Below are 21950 nucleotides of genomic sequence, written 5' to 3'. Positions count from 1 at the left end.
CATGTGAGGTTTTCTGACAGAACGATCCGATTTTATGCATGTTCCGGACGCGTGTCGTTCGCTAAAGTCACGCCATGTCCCGCTCCGACTTCCACGCCTTCCCCGATGCCGCCGGCCACTTCGGCCGCTTCGGCGGACGTTTCGTCGCCGAGACCCTGATCGGTCCACTGGAGGAGCTGGCCGCCGCCTACGACGCCGCGCGTGTCGATCCGTCGTTCAATGCGGCCTTCGACGCGGACCTGGCGCACTATGTCGGGCGCCCGAGTCCGATCTACTTCGCAGAGCGGCTCAGCCGCGAGGTCGGCGGCGCACGCATCCTGCTCAAGCGCGAAGACCTGAACCACACCGGCGCGCACAAGATCAACAACACCATCGGCCAGGCGCTGCTCGCCAGCCGCATGGGCAAGACCCGGATCATTGCGGAGACCGGCGCCGGCCAGCACGGCGTCGCCAGCGCGACGGTCGCCGCGCGCCTCGGACTGGAATGCGTCGTCTACATGGGCGCGACCGACATCGAGCGCCAGAAGATCAACGTTTACCGGATGAAGCTGCTCGGCGCGACGGTCGTGCCGGTGACCAGCGGTTCGGCGACGCTGAAGGACGCGCTCAACGAAGCGATGCGCGACTGGGTCACCCACGTGCGCGACACGTTCTACATCATCGGCACGGTGGCGGGGCCCGATCCCTATCCGCGCATGGTGCGCGACTTCAACGCCGTCGTCGGCCGAGAGGCGCGCGTGCAGATGCTCGCCGAATACGGTCGCCTTCCGGATGCGGTGACCGCCTCCGTCGGCGGCGGCAGCAACGCCATCGGCATCTTCCACGCCTTCCTCAACGATGCCGACGTACGGCTCGTCGGCGCCGAAGCGGCGGGCGAGGGCATCGCCACCGGGCGTCACGCCGCATCGCTCGCTGCGGGGCGGCCTGGCGTGCTGCACGGCAACCGCACCTACGTATTGTGCGACGACGACGGGCAGATCATCGAGACGCATTCGGTCTCGGCCGGCCTGGACTATCCCGGAGTCGGGCCGGAGCACGCGTTCCTCAAGGACGCCGGCCGTGCCGATTACGTCGGCGTGACCGATGCCGAGGCGCTGTCGGCCTTCCACCAGTTGTCGCGCACGGAAGGCATCCTGCCGGCGCTGGAGTCGAGCCACGCGATCGCGCAGGCGATCAAGCTCGCCCGCGAGCTGCCGCCGGATGCGATGGTGCTGTGCAACCTCTCCGGGCGCGGCGACAAGGATGTCCACACCATCGCCGCGCGCGAAGGGATTTCGTTGTAGCGCTGTCGCCGCGAGCCTGCGCGGACTCGCGGCAACGGCATCCACGCACTTCATGCGACCTCTCAAGGGGAAGGTCAGGAACGCGGCGGGACTCCCTCCCTCCCATCCCACGCTTTCCGGGCCTTCCCCTTGAGAGGCCGCGCACCGACCCCGGCATCGCCATGAATCGAATCGACCGACGCTTCACACAGCTGCGCTCCGATCGCCGCAAGGCGCTGATCCCGTTCGTCACCGCGGGCGATCCCTCGCTGGAGGCGACGGTGCCGGTGATGCACGCGCTGGTCGCAGCAGGCGCGGACGTGATCGAACTGGGCGTGCCGTTCTCCGACCCGATGGCCGACGGCCCCACGATCCAGCGCAGCTCCGAACGCGCGCTGTCGCGCGGGGCGGGTCTGTCGTTCGTATTCGACAGCGTGCGGCGTTTCCGTGAGCGCGATGCCGACACGCCAGTGGTGTTGATGGGCTATCTCAACCCGGTCGAGATCCGCGGAGCGGAGGCGTTCGCCCGCGAGGCGACGGACGCCGGCGTCGACGGCGTGCTGCTGGTCGATCTGCCGCCCGAGGAATCCGACGAGTTCCGCAGCGCGTTCGCCAGGCACGATCTCGCATTGATCCTGCTTGCATCGCCTACCACCACCGACGAACGCCTGCAGCGCCTGTGCGACGACGCGCAGGGCTATCTCTACTACGTGAGCTTCGCCGGCGTGACGGGTGCGGACCGCCTGGATACCGGCGCGGCCGGCGAACGGCTGCATGCCATCCGGCAGCGAAGCCGCGTGCCCGTGGTGGCCGGTTTCGGCATCAAGGACGCGGCCAGTGCAGCCGCGATGGCTCGCGAGGCCGAAGGCGTCGTCGTCGGCAGCGCACTGGTCGCCGCATTGGCCGACGCGAGCGACCCGGCCATACAGGCCCGCACGTTCCTGGCTCCCTTGCGTGCGGCGCTCGACGGGCTTCCGGCCCCCGCCGATCCGGCCTGAGGGACGCGCGGGCGCCGCCGTCCGCTGCGCTACACTGCCCCGCTTCCGCCGGGGCCCGCTCCGGCATTCTTCACGCCTGAACGGGAATACTCTCAACGCATGTCCTGGCTCAAGAAACTCATGCCCTCGGGCATCCGCACCGAAACCGGCGCCGCCAAGCGTCGCAGCGTGCCCGAAGGCCTGTGGGAAAAGTGCGACCGCTGCGGCGCGGTGCTGTACCGCCCCGAGCTCGAGGAAAACCTCGAGGTCTGTCCGAAGTGCAGCTTCCACATGCCCATCCGCGCCCGCGTCCGCCTGGCCGCGCTGCTGGATGAGGGCAGCACGCGCGAGATCGCCGGCGAGCTCGGCCCGACCGACGTGCTCAAGTTCAAGGACCAGAAGCGCTACGCCGACCGCATCAAGGCCGCGCAGAAGTCCACCGGCGAGCGCGACGCGCTGGTCGCGATGGAAGGCACGCTCAAGCAGCGCCCGCTGGTGGCCGCCGCGTTCGATTTCGCCTTCATGGGCGGCTCGATGGGTTCGGTCGTTGGCGAGCGCTTTACCCGCGCCGCCGAACGCGCGGTGGAGCTGGGCTGCCCGATGGTCTGCTTCACCGCCACCGGCGGCGCGCGCATGCAGGAAAGCCTGTTCTCGCTGATGCAGATGGCCAAGACCTCCGCCGCGCTCGGTCGCATGCGCGCCCGCGGCCTGCCGTTCATTTCGGTCATGACGCATCCGACCACCGGCGGCGTGTCGGCGTCGTTCGCGATGCTGGGCGATCTCAACCTCGCCGAGCCCGAAGCGCTGATCGGCTTCGCCGGCCCGCGCGTGATCGAGCAGACCGTGCGCGAGACGCTGCCGGAAGGCTTCCAGCGTTCGGAATTCCTGCTCGAACACGGCGCGCTCGACCAGATCTGCGATCGCCGCGAACTGCGCGACCGCCTGGCGACGCTGTTCGCGCTGATGATGAACCAGCCGCAGCCGCCGGCCGACGAGGTGGCTGCGTGAGCCGCCGGTATTTCGGCACCGACGGCATTCGAGGACGCGTGGGCGAAGGGCCGATCTCGGCCGACTTCGTGTTGCGCCTGGGCAACGCCTACGGCCACGCGCTGGCGCGCCGCGACTGGCGCAACCCGGTGGTGATCATCGGCAAGGACACGCGCATCTCGAACTACATGTTCGAGGCCGCGCTGGAAGCCGGCCTGGTCGCCGCGGGCGTCGACGTGCAGCTGATGGGTCCGATGCCGACGCCCGCCGTCGCGCACCTGACGCATTCGATGCGCGCCGACGGCGGCATCGTGATTTCCGCCTCGCACAACCCGCATCACGACAACGGCATCAAGTTCTTCTCCGCCGAAGGCGAGAAGCTCGACGACGCGACCGAACTGGCCATCGAAGCGGCGCTGGACCATCCCTTCCGCACCGTGCCGTCCGAGCAGCTCGGCAAGGCCGTGCGCACGCGCGATGCGCTGGGCCGCTACATCGAACACTGCAAGGCCTCGGTGCCGGCCGGCTTCGACCTGGGCGGCCTGCGCATCGCGATGGATTGCGCCAACGGCGCGACCTACCAGCTCGGCCCGCTGGTGCTGCGCGAACTCGGCGCGCGCGTTGACGCCATCGGCATCGATCCCAACGGCATCAACATCAACGACGGCGTGGGCTCGACCCATCCCGACACGCTGGTCCAGCACGTGCGCGCCTCCGGTGCCGACCTCGGCATCGCCTTCGACGGCGACGGCGATCGCGTGCTGTTCGTCGACGGCAACGGCGCGGTCTGCGACGGCGACGACCTGCTGTACGTGATGGCCACCGACTGGCAGCAGTCCGGTCGCCTGCGCGGTCCGGTCGTCGGCACGCTGATGACCAACTACGCGCTGGAGCGCGCCTTCGCCGAACGCGGCATCGGCTTCATTCGCGCGAAGGTCGGCGATCGCTACGTGCACCAGCAACTGGTCGCCAATGGCGGCGTGCTGGGCGGCGAGGCCTCCGGCCACATCCTGTGCCTGGATCGCGCCAACACCGGCGACGGCATCGTGAGCGCGTTGCAGGTGCTGGAAGTGCTCAAGCGCCGCGGCATCTCGCTGCGCGAGGCGCTCGACGGCTTTCGCAAGGTGCCGCAGAAGACGGTGAACGTGCGTTTCGCGGCGGGCTCCACGCCGACCGAGGCCGAAGCCGTGAAGGCCGCGCTGCGCGAGGCCGAGCAGGCCGTAGCCGGGCGCGGCCGGGCGTTCCTGCGCCCGTCGGGCACCGAGCCGGTCGTGCGCGTCACCGTGGAAGCGGACGACGCGACGCTGATGCAGGACACGCTCGACAAGCTGGCGGCGGCGGTTACTGCTGCGGCTTGAGTCGCATGAGCCCCTCTCCCGGAAGGAGAGGGGTTGGGGCGAGGGGCGGCGTGTGCGATGTGACGATGCGGCCGGTGCTCGCCCTTTGCGTCGGGACCCCATAGCTGCTTCGTTGGCGGCGCGGCGCTGTGCACCTCTCCCTCCCCAATCCTCGCAGGGAAGGGATCTGAAGCTACGCCGAAAGCCCCATCACCGCTTCTGGAACCGCGTCAACATCTCCCAGGATTCACGCACGGCATCGGCCGAGACCTCCGCGTCCTCCACCGGCCTGTAGTTGCGATCCACCACCGTCGCCGAACCGAAGTTGTCGAACAGGTAGATCAGCGCGCCGTCGCGGATGCCGCGCTGCGACCAGCTTTCCACCAGCAGCGGCCGTTTGCGCGGAAGCTCGCCGAACAGGTCGAGGCCGGTCGAGTACTCCGCGCTGTCGCCAGTGCAACCCAGTGCATGGCGCATCACGGTCGGCACGAAGTCCTCGTGCGACGTCGCCGCGTCCATGCGTCGCGCGGTACGACCGGGCCAGTGCAGCACGAACGGCGTGCGCAACTGGTAATCCGAGAAGTTGCCGTTGTGGCCCCAGTAGTTCCGGTGCAGGTCGTTGAATTCCTCGCCATGGTCGCCGGTGATGAGCACGACGGTGTTCGACGCCAGCGGGCTTTCCCCGAGCGTGCGCAGCAGTTCGCCGATGAGCGCGTCGCTGCTGTGCACGGCCGCGCGATAGCGGTTGAATTCGGGCGTGGGATCGTGGTCCGGGCCGAGCTTGAGGAAGTTCACGTCCTTCGCCATCGGCTGGAACGGCGACACGTAGCCGGGCGGCAGGTGGTAGGGGGCATGCGGCGAATCCAAGAACACGAAGCCGAAGAACGGCTGGTTCGCCGGATGGTTGCGGATGTCGGCCTGCATGCGCGACACCACGTAGCGGTCGCGTTGCGCGCTCTTCATCTTCGACGGCCCGTTGACGATGCGCTCGCGCACCTTCGCGAACACGGTGCGATCGAACTCCGGGCTGTACAGCGGCGCGCTGCCGTAGATGTGCATCGCGTAACGATTGGCGAGCATGCGGTCGATCATCACCGGTCCGCGCTGTTGCGCCAGCATCGCCTGCCAGTAGCCGCCGGGCAGTCCGTACATCAGGCCGAACAGGCCGAAGCGCGTCGCGTTGCCGCTGCTGTAGTGGTTCTGGAACCACTGCGCATCCTGCGCGTAACGCCAGGTGTTCGGCATCACGGCGGGATCGAGCATGTCGTGGCGCAGCGATTCGACCAGGATCACCAACACGTTCAGCGACGGCGATGCCGCGCATTGCGGCGCGCGTCGCGGATAGCCCAGCCGATCGCCCGCGTCCGGCAGTGCGGTGGCCTGCGCCGTCTGCACGCCGAAGCGGTGCAGCGCGTTCTTCAGCGTGATCGGCTGCGCCCACGGGATGTAGGTCAGCTGCGACATCACCGCGCGATCGCCGCGTGCGTCCGAGTACGCGACCATGCCCTGGCTGACCAGGAACAGGCCGATGGCGACCCACCAGGTCGCGCGGATGCGCAGCAGCCCGGGACGACGCCGCAGCGCCTGCCACCACAGCCGTGCCGCCGCGATCTGCAGCGCGAACAGCACGCCGGCGCCAAGCGCGATCAGCGCCCACATCTTCGCCGAGAAGGTGACCTGATCCTGCAGCGCCCCGCCGAAGATCATGTTCACCACCATCGCGTTGAGGTGGAAACGGTAGAGCGCGAATACCTTCGCGTCGGCGAGCAGCAGGCACAGCCATAGCGTCTGCATCAGCACGGCGAGCGCGATCATCCAGCGCGGATCGCGGACGATACGACCGAGCAGGTACGCCGGCAGCGCGACGATGGCGCCGAAGAAGATGAAATGGCCGGGCAGGGCGAGCAGCAGGAACAGCGCCGAATGCCAGCGGCTTCCGGCTTCGGTGAGCGGAATGTTGCTGAGCGTGATCAGGCACGCGAGCAGGGCGTTGCCGAGGACCAGGCCGGTCAGCCAGGCGAGCGCGCGCTGGCGCAGGGGTGGAGCGGTGACGGCTTCCATTCGTCGAGCGGGGCGTTAGAAAAAGGCGCGCCATTATCCGGGAATGCCCGATCGTCGGCCCCTGCGGAAAGCCATCCAGGCTGAACGGCCGCGAAGCCCGCGCGGCGCAAGCCGGCGCCGCGCCTGCGAGCGCTATCATGTGCGGCCCTCAACCGACCCGCCGCACAGGACCCCCGACGTGAACCGCATCCCGACCCTCGACATCCGCCGCTTCAGCGAACCCGCCAGCCCGGGCGATCGCGAGGCCTTCGTGGCCGAACTCGGCGCGGCGTACCGTGAGTGGGGCTTCTGCGGCATCCGCGGCCACGGCATTTCCGACGCGCAGATCGACACCGCCTACGACGTGTTCAAGCGCTTCTTCGCGCTGCCGGACGAGGTCAAGCGCAAGTACAACGTGCCCGGCAGCGGCGGCGCGCGCGGCTACACGCCGTTCGGCGTGGAAACCGCGAAGGACTCCAAGCATTTCGACCTGAAGGAGTTCTGGCACATCGGCCGCGAGATCCCGCGCGATTCGAAGTACGCGGACGTGATGCCGCCGAACCTGTGGCCGGAGGAAATCCCGGAGTTCCGCGAGGTGGGCTACGGCCTGTACGAGTCGCTGGACCGGCTCGGTTCGCGCGTGCTGAGCGCGCTGGCGCTGCACATCGGCCTGCCGGAGACGTATTTCGCCGACAAGACCAACTCGGGCAATTCGATCCTGCGCCCGATCCACTATCCGCCGATCACCACCGACGACATCCCCAACGTGCGCGCCGGCGCGCACGAGGACATCAACCTGATCACGCTGCTGGTCGGCGCCAGCGCCGAGGGCCTGGAAGTGCTGTCGCGCAAGGGCGAGTGGGTGCCGTTCACCGCCGACGCCGACACCATCGTGGTCAATATCGGCGACATGCTGCAGCGCCTGACCAACCACGTATATCCGTCCACGACGCACCGCGTGGTGAACCCGAAGGGCGAGAAGGCGCGCCAGCCGCGCTACTCCACGCCGTTCTTCCTGCATCCGAACCCGGATTTCCTGATCGACGTGCTGCCTTCGTGCGTGAGCGCGGAGAATCCGAGCCGCTATCCGGAAGCGATCACCGCGCACGGTTACCTCGAAGAACGGCTGCGCGAGATCAAGCTGAAGTAATCAGCGCTGCGGTTCCGATACCGCAATACCGGCCGCCTGCAGCGCTTCGCGCCAGGCGGCCATTTTTTTCGCGAACGCGACCGCCGCGTTCGCCGGACTGGTCGATGGCAACCGCACGCCGCGCAGTCCGAACGCCTCCAGCGGCGGCGCAGAACGCCGGTATGCGGCCTCCGCCTTCGCGCCATTGAACAGCACCGTCGACAGATCCGGGTGCCGCCCGAAGAACGTGGCGAAATCGTTGGCCTGCGCGGTCGCGTCGACGATCGCCGAGTCCAGGCTGCCCTCGCGTTCGCAACGGTCGAACACGTCCCACAGCGCGATGCGGGCGGCCTTCAGCTGCGCGACGCGGCGCGCGTAGGGCAGGGCGGGATGGGCGCCGACCAGCGCGCCCATGATCGGCCAGAACGCATTGCGCGGATGCGCGTAGTAGCGCCCCGCCTGCAGCGAAGCGACGCCCGGCATGCTGCCCAGCACCAGCACGCGCGCCTGGCGCGTGGCGATCGCCGGAAAACCTTGCAGCAATGGCGCATCCGCGCGCGGTCGCGTGTCCATGGGATCGATTCTCGCCCACGTGGAGTAAACTTGCCGCCGCTCGCGGCCGGCCCTCGCCGTCGCGATCCCGAAGGACGCAGAAGGAGTGGCCATGCGCCGCAGAATCGTTGCCGGAAACTGGAAGCTGCACGGCGATCGCCAGTTCGCCCTGGAGCTGCTCGACGCGATCGTCGCGAAAGCCGCGCCGCAGGGCGTGGAGCGCCTGATCCTGCCGCCGCTGCCGTACCTGGCCGGGCTGGTCGTGCGCTACGGCGAGAAGGGTCTCACCTTCGGTGCCCAGGACGTCAGCGCGAACCAGAAGGGCGCGTTCACCGGCGAGGTCTCCGCGACGATGCTCCGGGACGTCGGCGCTGGCTACGGCCTGGTCGGCCATTCCGAGCGTCGCCAGTACCACGGCGAGACCAGCGAGCTGGTCGCGCGCAAGTTCCTCGCCTGCAAGGCCGCCGGCCTGACTCCGATCCTGTGCGTGGGCGAGAGCCTGTCCGAGCGCGAGGACGACCAGACGCAGTGGCGCATCGAGAAGCAGCTGGCCCCGCTGTTCGAGCTGGGCGGCAAGGACGTGTTCGATGGCGCGATCGTCGCCTACGAGCCCGTCTGGGCCATCGGCACCGGCCGCACCGCGACGCCGGAGCAGGCCCAGGAGGTCCATGCATTCATCCGTAGCGAAATCGCCGCGCGCGATGCTAGAATCGCTGGCTCGCTACCGATCCTGTACGGCGGAAGCGTGAAGGCCGACAATGCCGCCGCGCTGTTCGCGCAGCCGGACGTCGATGGCGGCCTGGTCGGAGGCGCCTCGCTGGTGGCCAAAGACTTCCACGCCATCGCGGTCGCGGCGGCACCCTGACGCTCCATCCGGCGCGTCGAACCATTCGAACCCATTCGTAGAACCCCACGATGCTGTTGCTGCTCAACGTCATCTATGTGCTGATCGCGATCGCGATGGTTGCGCTGATCCTGATGCAGCGCGGCGCGGGCGCCCAGGCCGGTTCCGGTTTCGGCGGCGGCGCCTCCGCCACCGTGTTCGGCGCGCGCGGTTCGGCGAATTTCCTGTCGAAGGCGACGAAGTGGCTCGCCATCGCGTTCTTCGCGATCAGCCTCTTCATGGCCTGGAACGCCACCCGCAAGGCCACCGGCGACACCGGCGCCGCCCCCAGCGGCGTGATGGCCGACGTTCCGGCGGTGCCGAGCGCACCGGCGCCAGCGACCGGCAACGCCGCGGTCCCGGCCGCGCCGACCACGGCGCCCGCTCCGGCGACGACGGTGCCGCAGGCGCCCGCGCAGGAAGCGGTCCCGGCTGCTCCGGCGCCCGTGCAGCAGGCGCCGGCCCAGCAGTCGCCGGAACCGGCAAAGCCGCAACCCCCTGCGGGCGGCTGACTTAACGCGGTAAACTTGCATTTCATCGGCCCGGCACGGATTGCCGGGTACGGTCAGCGATGACCGGAGCGATCAACGCCCACACGGCACCGATCGCGTCAGGAAGACAAACATGCCAGCGATGGCGTGGGTTTGATTGCCCAGGTGGCGGAATTGGTAGACGCACTACCTTGAGGTGGTAGCGACGCAAGTCGTGGGGGTTCGAGTCCCCCCTTGGGCACCACACCGAACGACACTGCTGCAAGCGATTGCAGCGTTAGCACCACCGACGCAGGTGCGGCACGCACGGCGGGCCGAGTCTCGCGCGGGGATCACCCAGGCGGCTGCCGCCGAGCCAGGTCGCGGCAACGCGATCGAGCTAAACGAAGCGAGAGAACAACGAGTGCTGGCCGAATACCTGCCGACCCTGCTGTTCCTGATCGTCGCCGGAGGTATCGGCGTCGCCCTGCTGGTGGTGGGCAAGGTGCTCGGCCCCCAGCGTCCGTCCATCGAGAAGCTCTCGCCCTACGAGTGCGGCTTCGAGGCGTTCGAGGACGCGCGCATGCAGTTCGATGTGCGCTACTACCTCATCGCGATCCAGTTCATCATCTTCGATCTGGAAATCATCTTCATCGTGCCCTGGGCCACCGTGTTCCGCGAACTCGGTGTGGTCGGCCTGATCGAAATGGGCATCTTCGCCGGCATGCTGCTGCTCGGCTTCGTCTACGTCTGGAAGAAGGGAGCACTCGAATGGGAGTGATCCAGAGCGTCTCTGACCTCATGCACAACCCGCTGCCCGAAGGGCAGCTGGACGACATCCTGCGCCCCGAGGGCGACAACCCGCTGCTGCAGAACGGCTTCGTCACCACGAGCATGGACGCGCTGTGGAACTGGGCGCGCACCGGCTCGATGTGGCCGATGACATTCGGCCTGGCCTGCTGCGCGGTCGAGATGATGCACGCCGGCGCCGCGCGCCTGGACCTGGACCGCTACGGCGTGGTGTTCCGCCCGTCGCCGCGCCAGTCCGACGTGATGATCGTGGCCGGCACGCTGGTCAACAAGATGGCCCCGGCGCTGCGCAAGGTCTACGACCAGATGCCGGATCCCAAGTGGGTCATTTCGATGGGCAGCTGCGCCAACGGCGGCGGCTACTACCACTACTCGTATTCGGTGGTGCGCGGCTGCGACCGCATCGTGCCGGTGGACGTCTACGTCCCGGGCTGCCCGCCGACGGCCGAAGCGCTGGTGTACGGCATCCTGCAGTTGCAGAAGAAGATCCGCCGCGGCACGAACTTCGGCGAAAACATCCAGGGCGTGCGCTGACATGGCCTCCCCCTACGATTTCATGGATGCCCAGGCGCTTTCCGGGCGCCTGACCGCGCGTTTCGCGGACGCGATGGTCGTCGTCGCGCCGGGCCGCGCCGAAGTCACGCTCGACGTCGCTTCGTCGCAGTGGCTCGCCACCGCGCTGGCGCTGCGCGACGAGTTCGGTTTCGAGCAGTGCGTGGACGTCAGCGGCGTCGACTACCTCAGCTACGGCAGCGACGAGTGGGACACCGATGTGTCCTCCGAAGGCTTCTCGCGCGGCGTGGAAGGCAAGAGCGCCGGCCGTTTCGCCTGGGGCGAGCAGCCCAACGGCGCCGCCGCCGCACCGGAGCGCCGCTTCGCCGCGGTCGCGCACCTGCTTTCGTGCCAGCACAACCTGCGCGTTCGCCTGCGCACGTTCGCCGACAACGATGACCTGCCGGTGGTGGATTCGCTCACCTCCGTGTGGCCGGGCGTGAACTGGTTCGAACGCGAGGCGTTCGACCTGTACGGCATCGTGTTCGAAGGCCATCCGGACCTGCGCCGCATCCTGACCGACTACGGTTTCGTCGGCCATCCGTTCCGCAAGGACTTCCCGCTGATCGGCAACGTCGAAGTGCGCTACGACAACGAGCGCAAGCGCGTGGTGTACGAGCCGGTGACGATCGAGCCGCGCGTGCTGGTGCCGCGCGTGATCCGCGACGACGCGCGCTATGAGACCGCGCAGGGCGAGGCCGCCCAGCGCGCCGAGGTGAAGAAGTGAGCGCCCAGCTTTCCAACGGAACCGTGAGCAACACCTCCGGCCTCGGCAGCGGTGCCGAGATCCGCAACTACACGCTGAACTTCGGCCCGCAGCATCCGGCCGCGCACGGCGTGCTGCGCCTGATCCTGGAGATGGACGGTGAAGTCGTGCATCGCGCCGACCCGCACGTCGGCCTGCTGCATCGTGCGACGGAGAAGCTCGCCGAGTCCAAGCCGTTCAACCAGTCGATCGGCTACATGGATCGACTGGACTACGTGTCGATGATGTGCAACGAGCACGCCTACGTGCGTGCGATCGAGACGCTGCTTGGCGTCGAGGCGCCCGAGCGCGCGCAGTACATCCGCACGATGTTCGACGAGATCACCCGCATCCTGAACCACCTGATGTGGATTGGATCGAACGCGCTCGACCTGGGCGCGATGGCGGTATTCCTGTACGCGTTCCGCGAGCGCGAAGAGCTGATGGACTGCTACGAGGCGGTCTCCGGCGCGCGCATGCACGCGACGTACTACCGCCCGGGCGGCGTGCACCGCGATCTTCCCGACTTCATGCCGAAGTACAAGGAATCGCCGTGGCGCAAGGGCGCCAAGCTCAAGCGCTTCAACGAGTGGCGCGAAGGCTCGCTGCTGGATTACCTGGAAGCGTTCACCGACGACTTCCCCAAGCGCGTCGACGAATACGAAACGCTGCTCACCGACAACCGCATCTGGAAGCAGCGCACCGTCGGCATCGGCGTCGTGTCGCCCGAGCAGGCGCTGGCGTGGGGCATGACCGGCGCGATGATCCGCGGTTCCGGCATCGCCTGGGACCTGCGCAAGAAGCAGCCGTACGCCAAGTACGCGCAGATGGACTTCGACATCCCGGTCGGCGTCAACGGCGACTGCTACGACCGGTATCTCGTGCGCGTCGAGGAGATGCGCCAGTCTAACCGCATCATCAAGCAGTGCGTGAAGTGGCTGAAGGCCAATCCGGGTCCGGTCATGGTCGACAACTTCAAGGTCGCGCCGCCCAAGCGCGAGGCCATGAAGGACGACATGGAAGCCCTGATCCACCACTTCAAGCTGTTCTCGGAAGGCTACTGCGTGCCGGCCGGCGAGACCTATGCCGCGGTCGAAGCGCCCAAGGGCGAGTTCGGCTGCTACCTGGTCTCCGACGGCGCCAACAAGCCCTTCCGCGTGAAGCTGCGTGCGCCGGGCTTCGCGCACCTGTCGTCGATGGACGCCATCGTTCGCGGCCACATGCTGGCCGACGTCGTGGCGATGATCGGCACCTACGATCTCGTGTTCGGCGAAGTCGACCGCTGATCGCGGCGGCCCGTTGAGGAATCTGGACTAATGAAGGCGACCGGAAATTTCGAAGCCTGTCAGCACGTGGACCCGATGGTCGCGTTGTCTGACAAGACGCGCGCGCACATCGACCACTGGCTGGCCAAGTTCCCGCCGGACCGCAAGCGCTCGGCCGTGCTGCAGGGCCTGCATGCCGCGCAGGAACAGAACGGCGGCTGGCTCAGCGACGAGCTGATCGCGGCGGTGGCGAAGTATCTCGGCCTGCCGCCGGTGTGGGCCTACGAAGTCGCCAGCTTCTACTCGATGTTCGAGACCGAGCAGGTCGGCCGCCACAACGTCGCCTTCTGCACCAACATCAGCTGCTGGCTCAACGGCGCCGAGGACCTCGTGCGCCACGCCGAGAAGAAGCTCGGCTGCAAGCTGGGCGAATCCACGTCCGATGGCCGCGTCTACCTCAAGCGCGAGGAAGAGTGCCTGGCCGCGTGCTGCGGCGCGCCGGTCGTGGTCATCAACGGTCATTACCACGAGAAGCTCGACGCCGCGAAGGTGGACGAGCTGCTCGACGGACTGAAGTGAGGCCCGGCTGAGATGGCGCACGATCATCACGATTATTCCCAGGGCTACGGTCCGGTCGGCCCGGCTCCGCAGGAGCACAGCGTCGTTTACACGACGCTGCACTACGACACGCCGTGGTCGTACGAGAACTACCTCAAGACCGGCGGTTACGCCGCGCTGCGCAAGATCCTGACCGAGAAGATGGATCCGGCCGCCATCGTCGACCTGGTGAAGGCCTCGGGCCTGCGCGGTCGCGGCGGCGCGGGCTTCCCGACCGGCCTGAAGTGGTCCTTCATGCCCAAGGGCAGCGGCACGCAGAAGTACATCCTGTGCAACTCGGACGAATCCGAGCCGGGCACGGCGAAGGATCGCGACATCCTGCGCTACAACCCGCACGCGGTGGTGGAAGGCATGGCGATCGCCTGCTACGCCACCGGTTCGACCGTGGCGTACAACTACCTGCGCGGCGAGTTCCACCACGAGCCGTTCGAGCATTTCGAGCAGGCGCTGAAGGAAGCGTACGAACACGGCTGGCTGGGCAAGAACGTGCTCGGCAGCGGCGTGGACATCGACATCTACGGCGCGCTCGGCGCCGGCGCCTACATCTGCGGCGAAGAAACCGCGCTGATGGAATCGCTGGAAGGCAAGAAGGGCCAGCCGCGCTACAAGCCGCCGTTCCCGGCGAACTTCGGCCTGTTCGGCAAGCCGACGACGATCAACAACACCGAGACCTACGCGTCGGTGCCGGCGATCATCCGCAACGGCGCGGAGTGGTTCCTCAACCTGGGCAAGCCGAACAACGGCGGTCCGAAGATCTTCTCGGTCTCCGGCCACGTGGCGAAGCCGGGCAATTACGAGATCCGTCTCGGAACGCCGTTCTCCGAGCTGCTGCAGCTCGCCGGTGGCATGCGCAACGGCAAGAAGATCAAGGCCGTGATCCCGGGTGGTTCGTCGATGCCGGTGCTGCCGGGCGAGACGATGATGTCGCTGACCATGGACTACGACGCCATCCAGAAGGCCGGTTCGGGCCTGGGTTCGGGCGCGGTCATCGTGATGGACGAGGACACCTGCATGGTGCGCGCCTGCCAGCGCATCGCGCGCTTCTACTTCAAGGAAAGCTGCGGCCAGTGCACGCCGTGCCGCGAAGGCACCGGCTGGATGTACCGCATGCTCACCCGCATCGTCGACAAGCAGGCGACGCTGGAAGACCTGCAGATGCTGCGCGCCGCCGCCGGCCAGATCGAAGGCCACACCATCTGCGCGTTCGGCGAAGCCGCCGCGTGGCCGGTGCAGGGCTTCCTGCGTCACTACTGGGATGAATTCGAGTACGCGATCGTGAACAAGCGTTTCCTGGTCGACGACCAGCGCGCCGGCACGGTGGTGGAGAAGGTCGCCGCATGAGCGCACAGCCCGTAAATCCGAACCTGCCGCCGGACCACGTCACCGTCTTCATCGACGGCGTCGAGATGGCCGCGCCGAAGGGTTCCATGATCATCCAGGCCGCCGACAAGGCCGGCATTCCGATCCCGCGTTTCTGCTACCACGACAAGCTGGCCGTCGCGGCGAACTGCCGCATGTGCCTGGTCGAGGTGGAAAAGATGCCCAAGCCGGCGCCGGCCTGCGCCACGCCGGTCATGGATGGAATGAAGGTCTCCACGCGTAGCGACAAGGCGCTCAAGTCGCAGCGCAACGTGATGGAGTTCCTGCTGATCAACCATCCGCTCGACTGCCCGATCTGCGATCAGGGCGGCGAGTGCGAACTGCAGGACCTGTCGCTGGGTTACGGCCGCTCGGTGAGCCGCTTCGCCGAGCGCAAGCGCGTGGTGCCGGACGAGGACATCGGTCCGCTGGTCGCCACCGAGATGACCCGCTGCATCCAGTGCACGCGCTGCGTGCGCTTCACCGCGGAGATCGCCGGCACGTACGAGCTCGGCGGCATGTACCGCGGCGAGAACCTGCAGATCGGCACCTACGACGGCAAGCCGTTGACGACGGAACTCTCCGGCAACGTCATCGACGTGTGCCCGGTCGGCGCGCTGACCAACAAGGTGTTCCAGTTCAAGGCGCGCCCGTGGGAACTGATCGCGCGCGAATCGCTGGGCTACCACGACGCGCTGGGCAGCAACCTGTTCCTGCACGTGCGTCGCGGCGAAGTGCTGCGCACCGTGCCGCGCGACAACGAAGCGGTCAACGAATGCTGGCTGTCGGATCGCGACCGTTATTCGCACCAGGGCCTGTACGCGGAAGACCGCGCGACCGTGCCGATGGTGAAGGAGAACGGCGAATGGCGTGAAGCCTCGTGGGAAGAAGCGCTGGCGAAGGCCGCGAAGATCCTGCGCGACAACGGCGCCGACCAGCTCGGCATCCTCGCCGGCCCCGCGACGTCGAACGAGGAGGGCGCGCTGCTGGCCCGACTCGCCGAAGCGCTGGGCACGGGCAACCTCGACCACCGCATCGGCCAGCACGACCTGAGCGACGCCGCGCATGCGACGATGTTCGCCGCGCCGGTGGCCGACATCAACCACGCCGACGTCATCGTCATCGTGGGCTCCAACCTGCGCCATGAACTGCCGCTGGTGAACCAGCGCGTGCGCAAGGCCTGGACCCGCGGCGCGAAGGTGTACGTAGTCAACCCGGTCGATTTCGACTTCACCTACGACGTCGCGCAGAAGGCGATCGTGGCGCCGTCGCAGATCGCCGCGACGCTGGGCGACGACGGTCTGGTCGACATCGCGAAGAACGCGACGCGCGCCGTCGTGATCGTCGGTGCGCTGGCCGAGAACGGCCCGCATGCCGCGCAGATCCGCAAGGCCGCCGCCGATTTCGCCGCAGCCACCGGCGCATCGCTCAACCGCATCCCGCAGGGCGCGAACGCCGTCGGCCTGTCCGACTACGGCGTGCTGCCGACCTCGCGCGACGCGCAGTCGATGCTCGCCGATGCGCGTTCGGCGTACGTGCTGTACGGCATCGAGCCGGGCATGGACTTCGCCGACACCGCGACCGCGCTGAAGGCGCTCAACGCCGCGCAGGTCGTGGCGTTCAGCACCTTCGCGTGCCGTTCGACGCGCGCCGTCGCCGACGTGATCCTGCCGATCGGCCTGCTGCCGGAAATCGACGCGACGCTGACCAACCTCGACGGCCGCCAGCAGGCGACGGTCGCCGGCGGCAAGCTGCCGGGTCAGGCGCGTGCCGGCTGGCGCGTGCTGCGCGCGCTCGGCGGCGAACTGCAGGCGAAGGGATTCGATTTCGTCGATCTGGCCGGCCTGCGTGCGGGCATGCAGATGCGCGAAGTCAACGTCGTCGCCGGCAAGGCACCGACCGTGTCGGGCGAAGGCCTGGAAGTGGCTGCGAGCATGGCGATCTACCGCAGCGATGCGGTCGTGCGCCGCGCTCCCGCGCTGCAGTCGCATCCGCTCAACGTTGCGCCTGCGGCCGTGATGAATCCGAAGGATGCCTCCGCGCTCGGCTTCGCCGACGGCGTTGTGGGCAAGTTCAACACCGCCGCGGGCACCGCGACGCTGCCGGTGTCGGTCAGCGACAAGGTCGCGCCGGGTACCGTGTGGGTGGAATCCGGTCACGGCGCCACCGCGCCGATGTCGGGCCGCGTGCAGGCGGGGAGGGCATAAGCGATGTTTGATCCGTTCCGCGACTGGTTGCTGTCGTTCGGCAACATCGGCGCCATCCTCTGGATCGTGCTGAAGATCCTCCTGATCGCCATGCCGGTGATCATCACCGTGGCGTTCTACGTGGTCTGGGAGCGCAAGCTCATCGGCTGGATGCACGTCCGCCACGGGCCGATGTACGTCGGCATGGGCATCCTCCAGGCGTTCGCCGACGTCTTCAAACTGCTGTTCAAGGAAGTCATCCAGCCCACGCGGGCGGAGAACTTCCTGTTCAAGCTCGCGCCGCTGCTGGCCCTCGCGCCAGCCTTCGCCGCGTGGGCCGTGGTGCCGTTCGATTACCAGGTCGTTCTGTCGAACGCCAACGCGGGCCTGCTGTACCTGCTCGCGATGACCTCCCTGGGCGTGTACGGCATCATCCTCGCCGGCTGGGCGTCGAACTCGAAGTACGCGTTCCTTGGCGCGATGCGTGCCGCGGCGCAGGTGGTTTCGTACGAAATCGCCATGGGCTTCGCGATGGTCGGCGTGATGGTCGGCGCCGGCAGCCTCAACCTCACGGAAATCGTGATGGCGCAGTCCGGCAACGGCGGCTTCCTGGAGTGGTTCTGGGTGCCGATGCTGCCGCTGTTCGTCGTGTACTTCATCTCGGGCGTCGCCGAAACCAACCGCGCGCCGTTCGACGTGGTGGAAGGCGAGTCGGAAATCGTGGCCGGTCACATGGTCGAGTATTCGGGTTCGGCGTTCGCGCTGTTCTTCCTCGCCGAATACGCGAACATGATCCTGATCAGCTTCCTGACCTCGATCTTCTTCCTCGGCGGCTGGCTGAGCCCGTTCCACGGCTGGGGCATCCCGCTGCTGTCGGCCGACGGCTGGTGGTGGCTGCTCGCGAAGGTGTTCTTCTTCGCCAGCTGCTTCATCTGGTTCCGCGCGTCGTTCCCGCGCTATCGCTACGACCAGATCATGCGCCTGGGCTGGAAGGTCTTCATCCCGCTGACCATCGCCTGGATCTGCGTGGTGGCCGTGATGGCGTACTTCAAAATCTTCGAGCCCGGGGTGTAAGGGGCAGGCATGAACCGCATCGTTTCCTACTTCAAGAGCCTGCTGCTCATCGAGCTTTCGCAGGGACTCGCCCTCACGGCGAAGTACCTGTTCAAGCCGAAGTACACGCTGATGTACCCGATGGAAAAGACGCCGCAGTCGCCGCGTTTCCGCGGCGTGCACGCGCTGCGTCGCTATCCCAACGGGGAAGAGCGCTGCATCGCATGCAAGCTGTGCGAGGCCGTGTGCCCGGCGCTGGCGATCACCATCGATTCGACCAAGCGCGAGGACGGCACCCGCCGCACCACGCGTTACGACATCGACCTGTTCAAGTGCATCTTCTGCGGCTTCTGCGAGGAGTCGTGCCCGGTCGATTCGATCGTGGAGACGCACGTGCACGAATACCACTTCGACCGGCGTGGCCAGAACATCGTGACCAAGCCGCAGCTGCTGGCCATCGGCGACCGCCTCGAGGCGGAGATCGCCGAGCGCCGCGCGGCCGACGCACCTTACCGCTGAGGCCTGACGAACATGGATCTCGCCCAGATTGCCTTCTTCGTCTTCGCCGCCGTCGCCACGATGGCCGCGGTCGGCGTCATCAGCGTCAAGAACCCGGTGCATGCGGTCCTGCTGCTGGTGCTGACGTTCTTCTCCGTCGCCTGCACCTGGATCATCGCCGGCGCCGAATTCCTTGGCGTGGCGCTCATCCTGGTCTACGTCGGCGCGGTGATGGTGCTGCTGCTGTTCGTGGTGATGATGCTCGACATCGACGTCGCGCCGTTGCGCGAAGGGTACGTGCGCTACCTGCCGCTCGGCCTGGTCGTCGCCGTGATCATGCTGGTGGAAATGCTGACGCTGATCGGCGTCAAGGCGAACGTCGCCACCGGGTTCCCGGCCGACCCGTCGGCGGCCGGCAACACGCAGTGGATTGCGCGCGCGCTGTTCACCGACTTCCTGCTGCCGTTCGAGGTCGCCGCGGTCATCCTGACCGTCGCGGTCATCGCGGCGGTGATGCTGACCCTGCGTCGCCGCGTCGGCGCGCGTCACCAGAATCCGTCGGTCCAGGCGCGCGTGCGTGCGGCCGACCGCGTGCGCATCGTGAAGATGGACGCCGTCAAGCCGGCCGCGCCGGCGGAAACCCCGGCAGAGGAGGGCAAGCCGTGAGCGAATTCTTCGGCGCCGGGCTGGCGCTCGGCCACTACCTCGCGCTGGGCGCGGTGCTGTTCTGCATCAGCGTCGCCGGCATCTTCCTCAACCGCAAGAACGTGATCATGTTGCTGATGTCGCTGGAGCTGATGCTGCTGGCGGTGAACATCAACTTCGTCGCGTTCTCGCGCCAGCTGGGCGATCCGGCCGGCCAGGTGTTCGTGTTCTTCATCCTGACCGTGGCCGCGGCCGAAGCGGCCATCGGCCTGGCCATCCTGGTCACCCTGTTCCGCAACCGGCGCACGATCAACGTGGCCGAAATCGACACCATGAAGGGCTGAGGTGGAGCACGCAATGGAACACGCCATCTCCAAGTCCGTCCTGCTGGCGGTCGTCCTCGCGCCGCTGATCGGCGCGATCGTCGCCGGCCTGTTCCGCCGCCAGGTGGGACGCGCCGGCGCGCACTGGGTCACCATCCTCGGCGTCGCGGTCAGCTGCGCGCTGTCGATGTACACGCTGTGGCAGCTGCTGCAGGGCGCCTCGCCGTTCAACGAGAACGTCTACACCTGGTTCCAGGTCGGCGGCATCGAAGCGCACGTCGGCTTCATGGTCGACAAGCTGACCGCGATGATGATGGTGGTCGTCACCTTCGTCTCGCTGCTGGTGCACATCTACACCATCGGCTACATGGCCGAGGACGACGGCTACCAGCGCTTCTTCAGCTACATCTCGCTGTTCACCTTCTCGATGTTGATGCTCGTGATGAGCAACAACTTCCTCCAGCTGTTCTTCGGCTGGGAAGCGGTGGGCCTGGTGTCGTACCTGCTGATCGGCTTCTGGTTCAAGCGGCCGACCGCGGTGTTCGCGAACCTCAAGGCGTTCCTGGTCAACCGCGTGGGCGACTTCGGTTTCCTGCTCGGCATCGCCGGCGTGCTGTACACCTTCAACACGCTGGACTACGGCACCGTGTTCGCGCGTGCCGGCGAGCCTGCACTGGCCGCCGCACAGATGCAGAACGCGTGGCCGGCGCTGGCGGAAGCCGGCAGCTGGCTGGCGCCGGTGGGCGGCTGGTCGCTGATGACCTTCATCTGCATCTGCCTGTTCATCGGCGCGATGGGCAAGTCGGCGCAGGTGCCGCTGCACGTGTGGCTGCCGGACTCGATGGAAGGCCCGACGCCGATCTCCGCGCTGATCCACGCCGCGACGATGGTGACCGCCGGCATCTTCATGGTGGCGCGCATGTCGCCGCTGTTCGAGCTGTCCGAGACGGCGCTGACCTTCGTGCTGTTCATCGGTGCCACGACCGCGTTCTGGACCGGCCTGATCGGCATCGTGCAGAACGACATCAAGCGCGTGGTCGCGTACTCGACGCTGTCGCAGCTGGGCTACATGACCGTCGCGCTGGGCGTGTCGGCGTACAGCGCCGGCGTGTACCACCTGATGACGCACGCGTTCTTCAAGGCGCTGCTGTTCCTGGGCGCCGGCTCGGTCATCATCGGCATGCACCACGAGCAGGACATGCGTCGCATGGGCGGGCTGAAGAAGTACATGCCCATCACGTACTGGACGATGCTCATCGGCACGCTGGCGCTGATCGGCACGCCGTTCTTCAGTGGCTTCTACTCGAAGGACACGATCATCGAGGCCGCCGCGCACCACGCCCACGAAGCGGGCGGGTGGGTGGCGACGTACGCCTGGTGGGCGGTGCTGCTGGGCGCGTTCGTAACCTCGTTCTACAGCTTCCGCCTGCTGTACCTGACCTTCCACGGCAAGGAACGCTTCCACGATCCGGTGCCCGACCACTACGTTGCGCCGGAAGCGGATTCGACCGAGCACGAGGCGCAGCTCGCCGAGGAGCATGGTCACGACGGCCACGCCACGCACAACGCGCACAACGCGCACGGCGACAGCCACGGCCACGACGACCACCACGCGCACACGCCGCACGAGTCGCCGTGGGTGGTGACGGTGCCGCTGATCCTGCTGGCGATCCCGTCGGTGCTGATCGGCTTCTTCACCGCCGGTCCGATGCTGTTCGGCACCGACGTGATGGGCCATGCCGAACGCCTGCCGTTCTTCCTCGGTGCCATCGACCTGGCCGCGGCCCGCGACACCGTCGCGCTCGTCGGCGAAGAGGTGTGGCACGGTCCGGTCAAGTACGCGATCCACGGCTTCACCGCGCCGGTGTTCTGGCTGACCCTGGCCGGCTTCGTGCTCGCGACCATCATGTACTGGTGGAAGCCGGAGCTGCCCGCCAAGGCGCGCCGCATGTTCGCCTGGCCGGTGCGCGTGCTCGAGGAGAAGTACGGCTTCGACAAGCTCTGGATCGGCGGCTTCGCCGGCGGCGGCCTGGGACTCGGCAAGGCCTCGCGCGCCATCGATTCGCACGTCATCGACGGTGCGGTGGTCAACGGCAGCGCCCGCGTCGTCGACCTCGTCGCCAACCTGACCCGCCGTATCCAGTCGGGTTATCTCTACCACTATGCGTTCGCGATGATCATTGGCCTGATTGCGTTGCTGGCCGTGCTGATCCGCTACTGGCACTAACTAGGACAAGGACCCGACGTGAACCCCGAGCC

The 21950-nt window shown here is 67.4% G+C and carries 21 protein-coding genes and 1 tRNA gene; 20 read left to right on the top strand and 2 right to left on the bottom strand.

From position 1 onward, the window contains the following. The first annotated feature begins 74 nt into the window (after positions 1-74). The 4 genes from trpB (at position 75) to glmM (ending at position 4584) form a co-directional block, all read left to right on the top strand. On the top strand, positions 75-1283 hold the full coding sequence (trpB, locus tag I4U41_RS01885) for a tryptophan synthase subunit beta (protein WP_206859278.1): 1209 nt from the start codon (positions 75-77) through the stop codon (positions 1281-1283). 161 nt (positions 1284-1444) lie between these two features. Next, positions 1445-2260: a tryptophan synthase subunit alpha gene (gene trpA / locus I4U41_RS01880; protein ID WP_206859277.1), complete on the top strand. Its 816-nt coding sequence runs from the start codon at positions 1445-1447 to the stop codon at positions 2258-2260. A gap of 99 nt (positions 2261-2359) precedes the next feature. Continuing rightward, a complete protein-coding gene (accD, locus tag I4U41_RS01875) occupies positions 2360-3247 on the top strand; it encodes an acetyl-CoA carboxylase, carboxyltransferase subunit beta (RefSeq protein ID WP_206859275.1) in 888 nt (295 codons plus the stop codon). Then, positions 3244-4584 carry a phosphoglucosamine mutase gene (gene glmM / locus I4U41_RS01870; protein WP_206859272.1) on the top strand — a complete coding sequence of 447 codons (1341 nt, stop codon included), beginning with the start codon at positions 3244-3246 and terminating at the stop codon, positions 4582-4584. The genes accD and glmM overlap by 4 nt, the downstream gene beginning before the upstream one ends. Positions 4585-4773: 189 nt before the next feature. Here the strand turns inward: glmM and I4U41_RS01865 are convergent, their stop codons facing one another. Beyond that, on the bottom strand, positions 4774-6624 hold the full coding sequence (locus tag I4U41_RS01865; protein ID WP_206859270.1) for a DUF3413 domain-containing protein: 1851 nt from the start codon (positions 6622-6624) through the stop codon (positions 4774-4776). A gap of 178 nt (positions 6625-6802) precedes the next feature. On the opposite strand from I4U41_RS01865, the gene I4U41_RS01860 reads away from it, so the two are divergent. After that, a complete protein-coding gene (locus tag I4U41_RS01860) occupies positions 6803-7753 on the top strand; it encodes an isopenicillin N synthase family dioxygenase (protein ID WP_320415128.1) in 951 nt (316 codons plus the stop codon). On the opposite strand, the gene I4U41_RS01855 is transcribed toward I4U41_RS01860, so the two are convergent. Continuing rightward, complete coding sequence (locus I4U41_RS01855; protein ID WP_206859268.1) at positions 7754-8305, bottom strand: DNA-deoxyinosine glycosylase; 552 nt, start codon at positions 8303-8305, stop codon at positions 7754-7756. Between the two features lie 91 nt (positions 8306-8396). Between I4U41_RS01855 and tpiA the strand changes: the two genes are divergently transcribed. From tpiA to nuoL, 15 genes are all read left to right on the top strand, one after another. Further along, positions 8397-9149: a triose-phosphate isomerase gene (gene tpiA / locus I4U41_RS01850; protein ID WP_206859267.1), complete on the top strand. Its 753-nt coding sequence runs from the start codon at positions 8397-8399 to the stop codon at positions 9147-9149. Between the two features lie 50 nt (positions 9150-9199). Then, positions 9200-9679, top strand: a complete 480-nt coding sequence (gene secG, locus I4U41_RS01845; RefSeq protein ID WP_206859266.1) for a preprotein translocase subunit SecG — start codon at positions 9200-9202, stop codon at positions 9677-9679. Positions 9680-9817: 138 nt separating this feature from the next. Next, positions 9818-9902: transfer RNA gene (locus I4U41_RS01840), tRNA-Leu, on the top strand. 159 nt (positions 9903-10061) lie between these two features. Then, positions 10062-10418 carry an NADH-quinone oxidoreductase subunit A gene (locus tag I4U41_RS01835; protein ID WP_206859265.1) on the top strand — a complete coding sequence of 119 codons (357 nt, stop codon included), beginning with the start codon at positions 10062-10064 and terminating at the stop codon, positions 10416-10418. Further along, complete coding sequence (locus I4U41_RS01830) at positions 10409-10981, top strand: NuoB/complex I 20 kDa subunit family protein (RefSeq protein WP_206859264.1); 573 nt, start codon at positions 10409-10411, stop codon at positions 10979-10981. Before I4U41_RS01835 ends, I4U41_RS01830 begins: the two co-directional genes overlap by 10 nt. Positions 10982-11003: 22 nt before the next feature. After that, a complete protein-coding gene (locus tag I4U41_RS01825; RefSeq protein ID WP_206860366.1) occupies positions 11004-11726 on the top strand; it encodes an NADH-quinone oxidoreductase subunit C in 723 nt (240 codons plus the stop codon). A 23-nt stretch (positions 11727-11749) separates the two neighbouring features. Continuing rightward, positions 11750-13030 (top strand): NADH-quinone oxidoreductase subunit D, encoded by a 1281-nt coding sequence (locus I4U41_RS01820; RefSeq protein ID WP_320415127.1) that lies wholly within the window; start codon positions 11750-11752, stop codon positions 13028-13030. Between the two features lie 30 nt (positions 13031-13060). After that, positions 13061-13588, top strand: a complete 528-nt coding sequence (gene nuoE / locus I4U41_RS01815) for an NADH-quinone oxidoreductase subunit NuoE (protein ID WP_206859260.1) — start codon at positions 13061-13063, stop codon at positions 13586-13588. 12 nt (positions 13589-13600) lie between these two features. Beyond that, positions 13601-14968, top strand: a complete 1368-nt coding sequence (nuoF, locus tag I4U41_RS01810) for an NADH-quinone oxidoreductase subunit NuoF (protein WP_206859257.1) — start codon at positions 13601-13603, stop codon at positions 14966-14968. Further along, entirely contained in the window at positions 14965-17193 is a 2229-nt protein-coding gene (gene nuoG, locus I4U41_RS01805; RefSeq protein WP_206859255.1) for an NADH-quinone oxidoreductase subunit NuoG, read from the top strand. The genes nuoF and nuoG overlap by 4 nt, the downstream gene beginning before the upstream one ends. 3 nt (positions 17194-17196) lie before the next feature. Further along, positions 17197-18246, top strand: coding sequence for an NADH-quinone oxidoreductase subunit NuoH (nuoH, locus tag I4U41_RS01800; protein WP_206859254.1), 1050 nt, complete (start codon positions 17197-17199; stop codon positions 18244-18246). A gap of 9 nt (positions 18247-18255) precedes the next feature. Next, positions 18256-18744, top strand: coding sequence for an NADH-quinone oxidoreductase subunit NuoI (gene nuoI, locus I4U41_RS01795; protein WP_206859253.1), 489 nt, complete (start codon positions 18256-18258; stop codon positions 18742-18744). 12 nt (positions 18745-18756) lie between these two features. Beyond that, entirely contained in the window at positions 18757-19389 is a 633-nt protein-coding gene (locus tag I4U41_RS01790) for an NADH-quinone oxidoreductase subunit J (protein ID WP_206859252.1), read from the top strand. 20 nt (positions 19390-19409) lie between these two features. Further along, entirely contained in the window at positions 19410-19712 is a 303-nt protein-coding gene (gene nuoK / locus I4U41_RS01785) for an NADH-quinone oxidoreductase subunit NuoK (RefSeq protein WP_206860365.1), read from the top strand. 13 nt (positions 19713-19725) lie between these two features. Next, complete coding sequence (nuoL, locus tag I4U41_RS01780; protein WP_206859251.1) at positions 19726-21918, top strand: NADH-quinone oxidoreductase subunit L; 2193 nt, start codon at positions 19726-19728, stop codon at positions 21916-21918. The last annotated feature ends 32 nt before the right edge of the window (positions 21919-21950 follow it).

The organism is Lysobacter changpingensis (assembly GCF_017308985.1).
Taxonomy (GTDB): Bacteria; Pseudomonadota; Gammaproteobacteria; order Xanthomonadales; family Xanthomonadaceae; genus Lysobacter_J; species Lysobacter_J changpingensis.
This window is presented reverse-complemented; position numbering and strand designations above follow the sequence as displayed.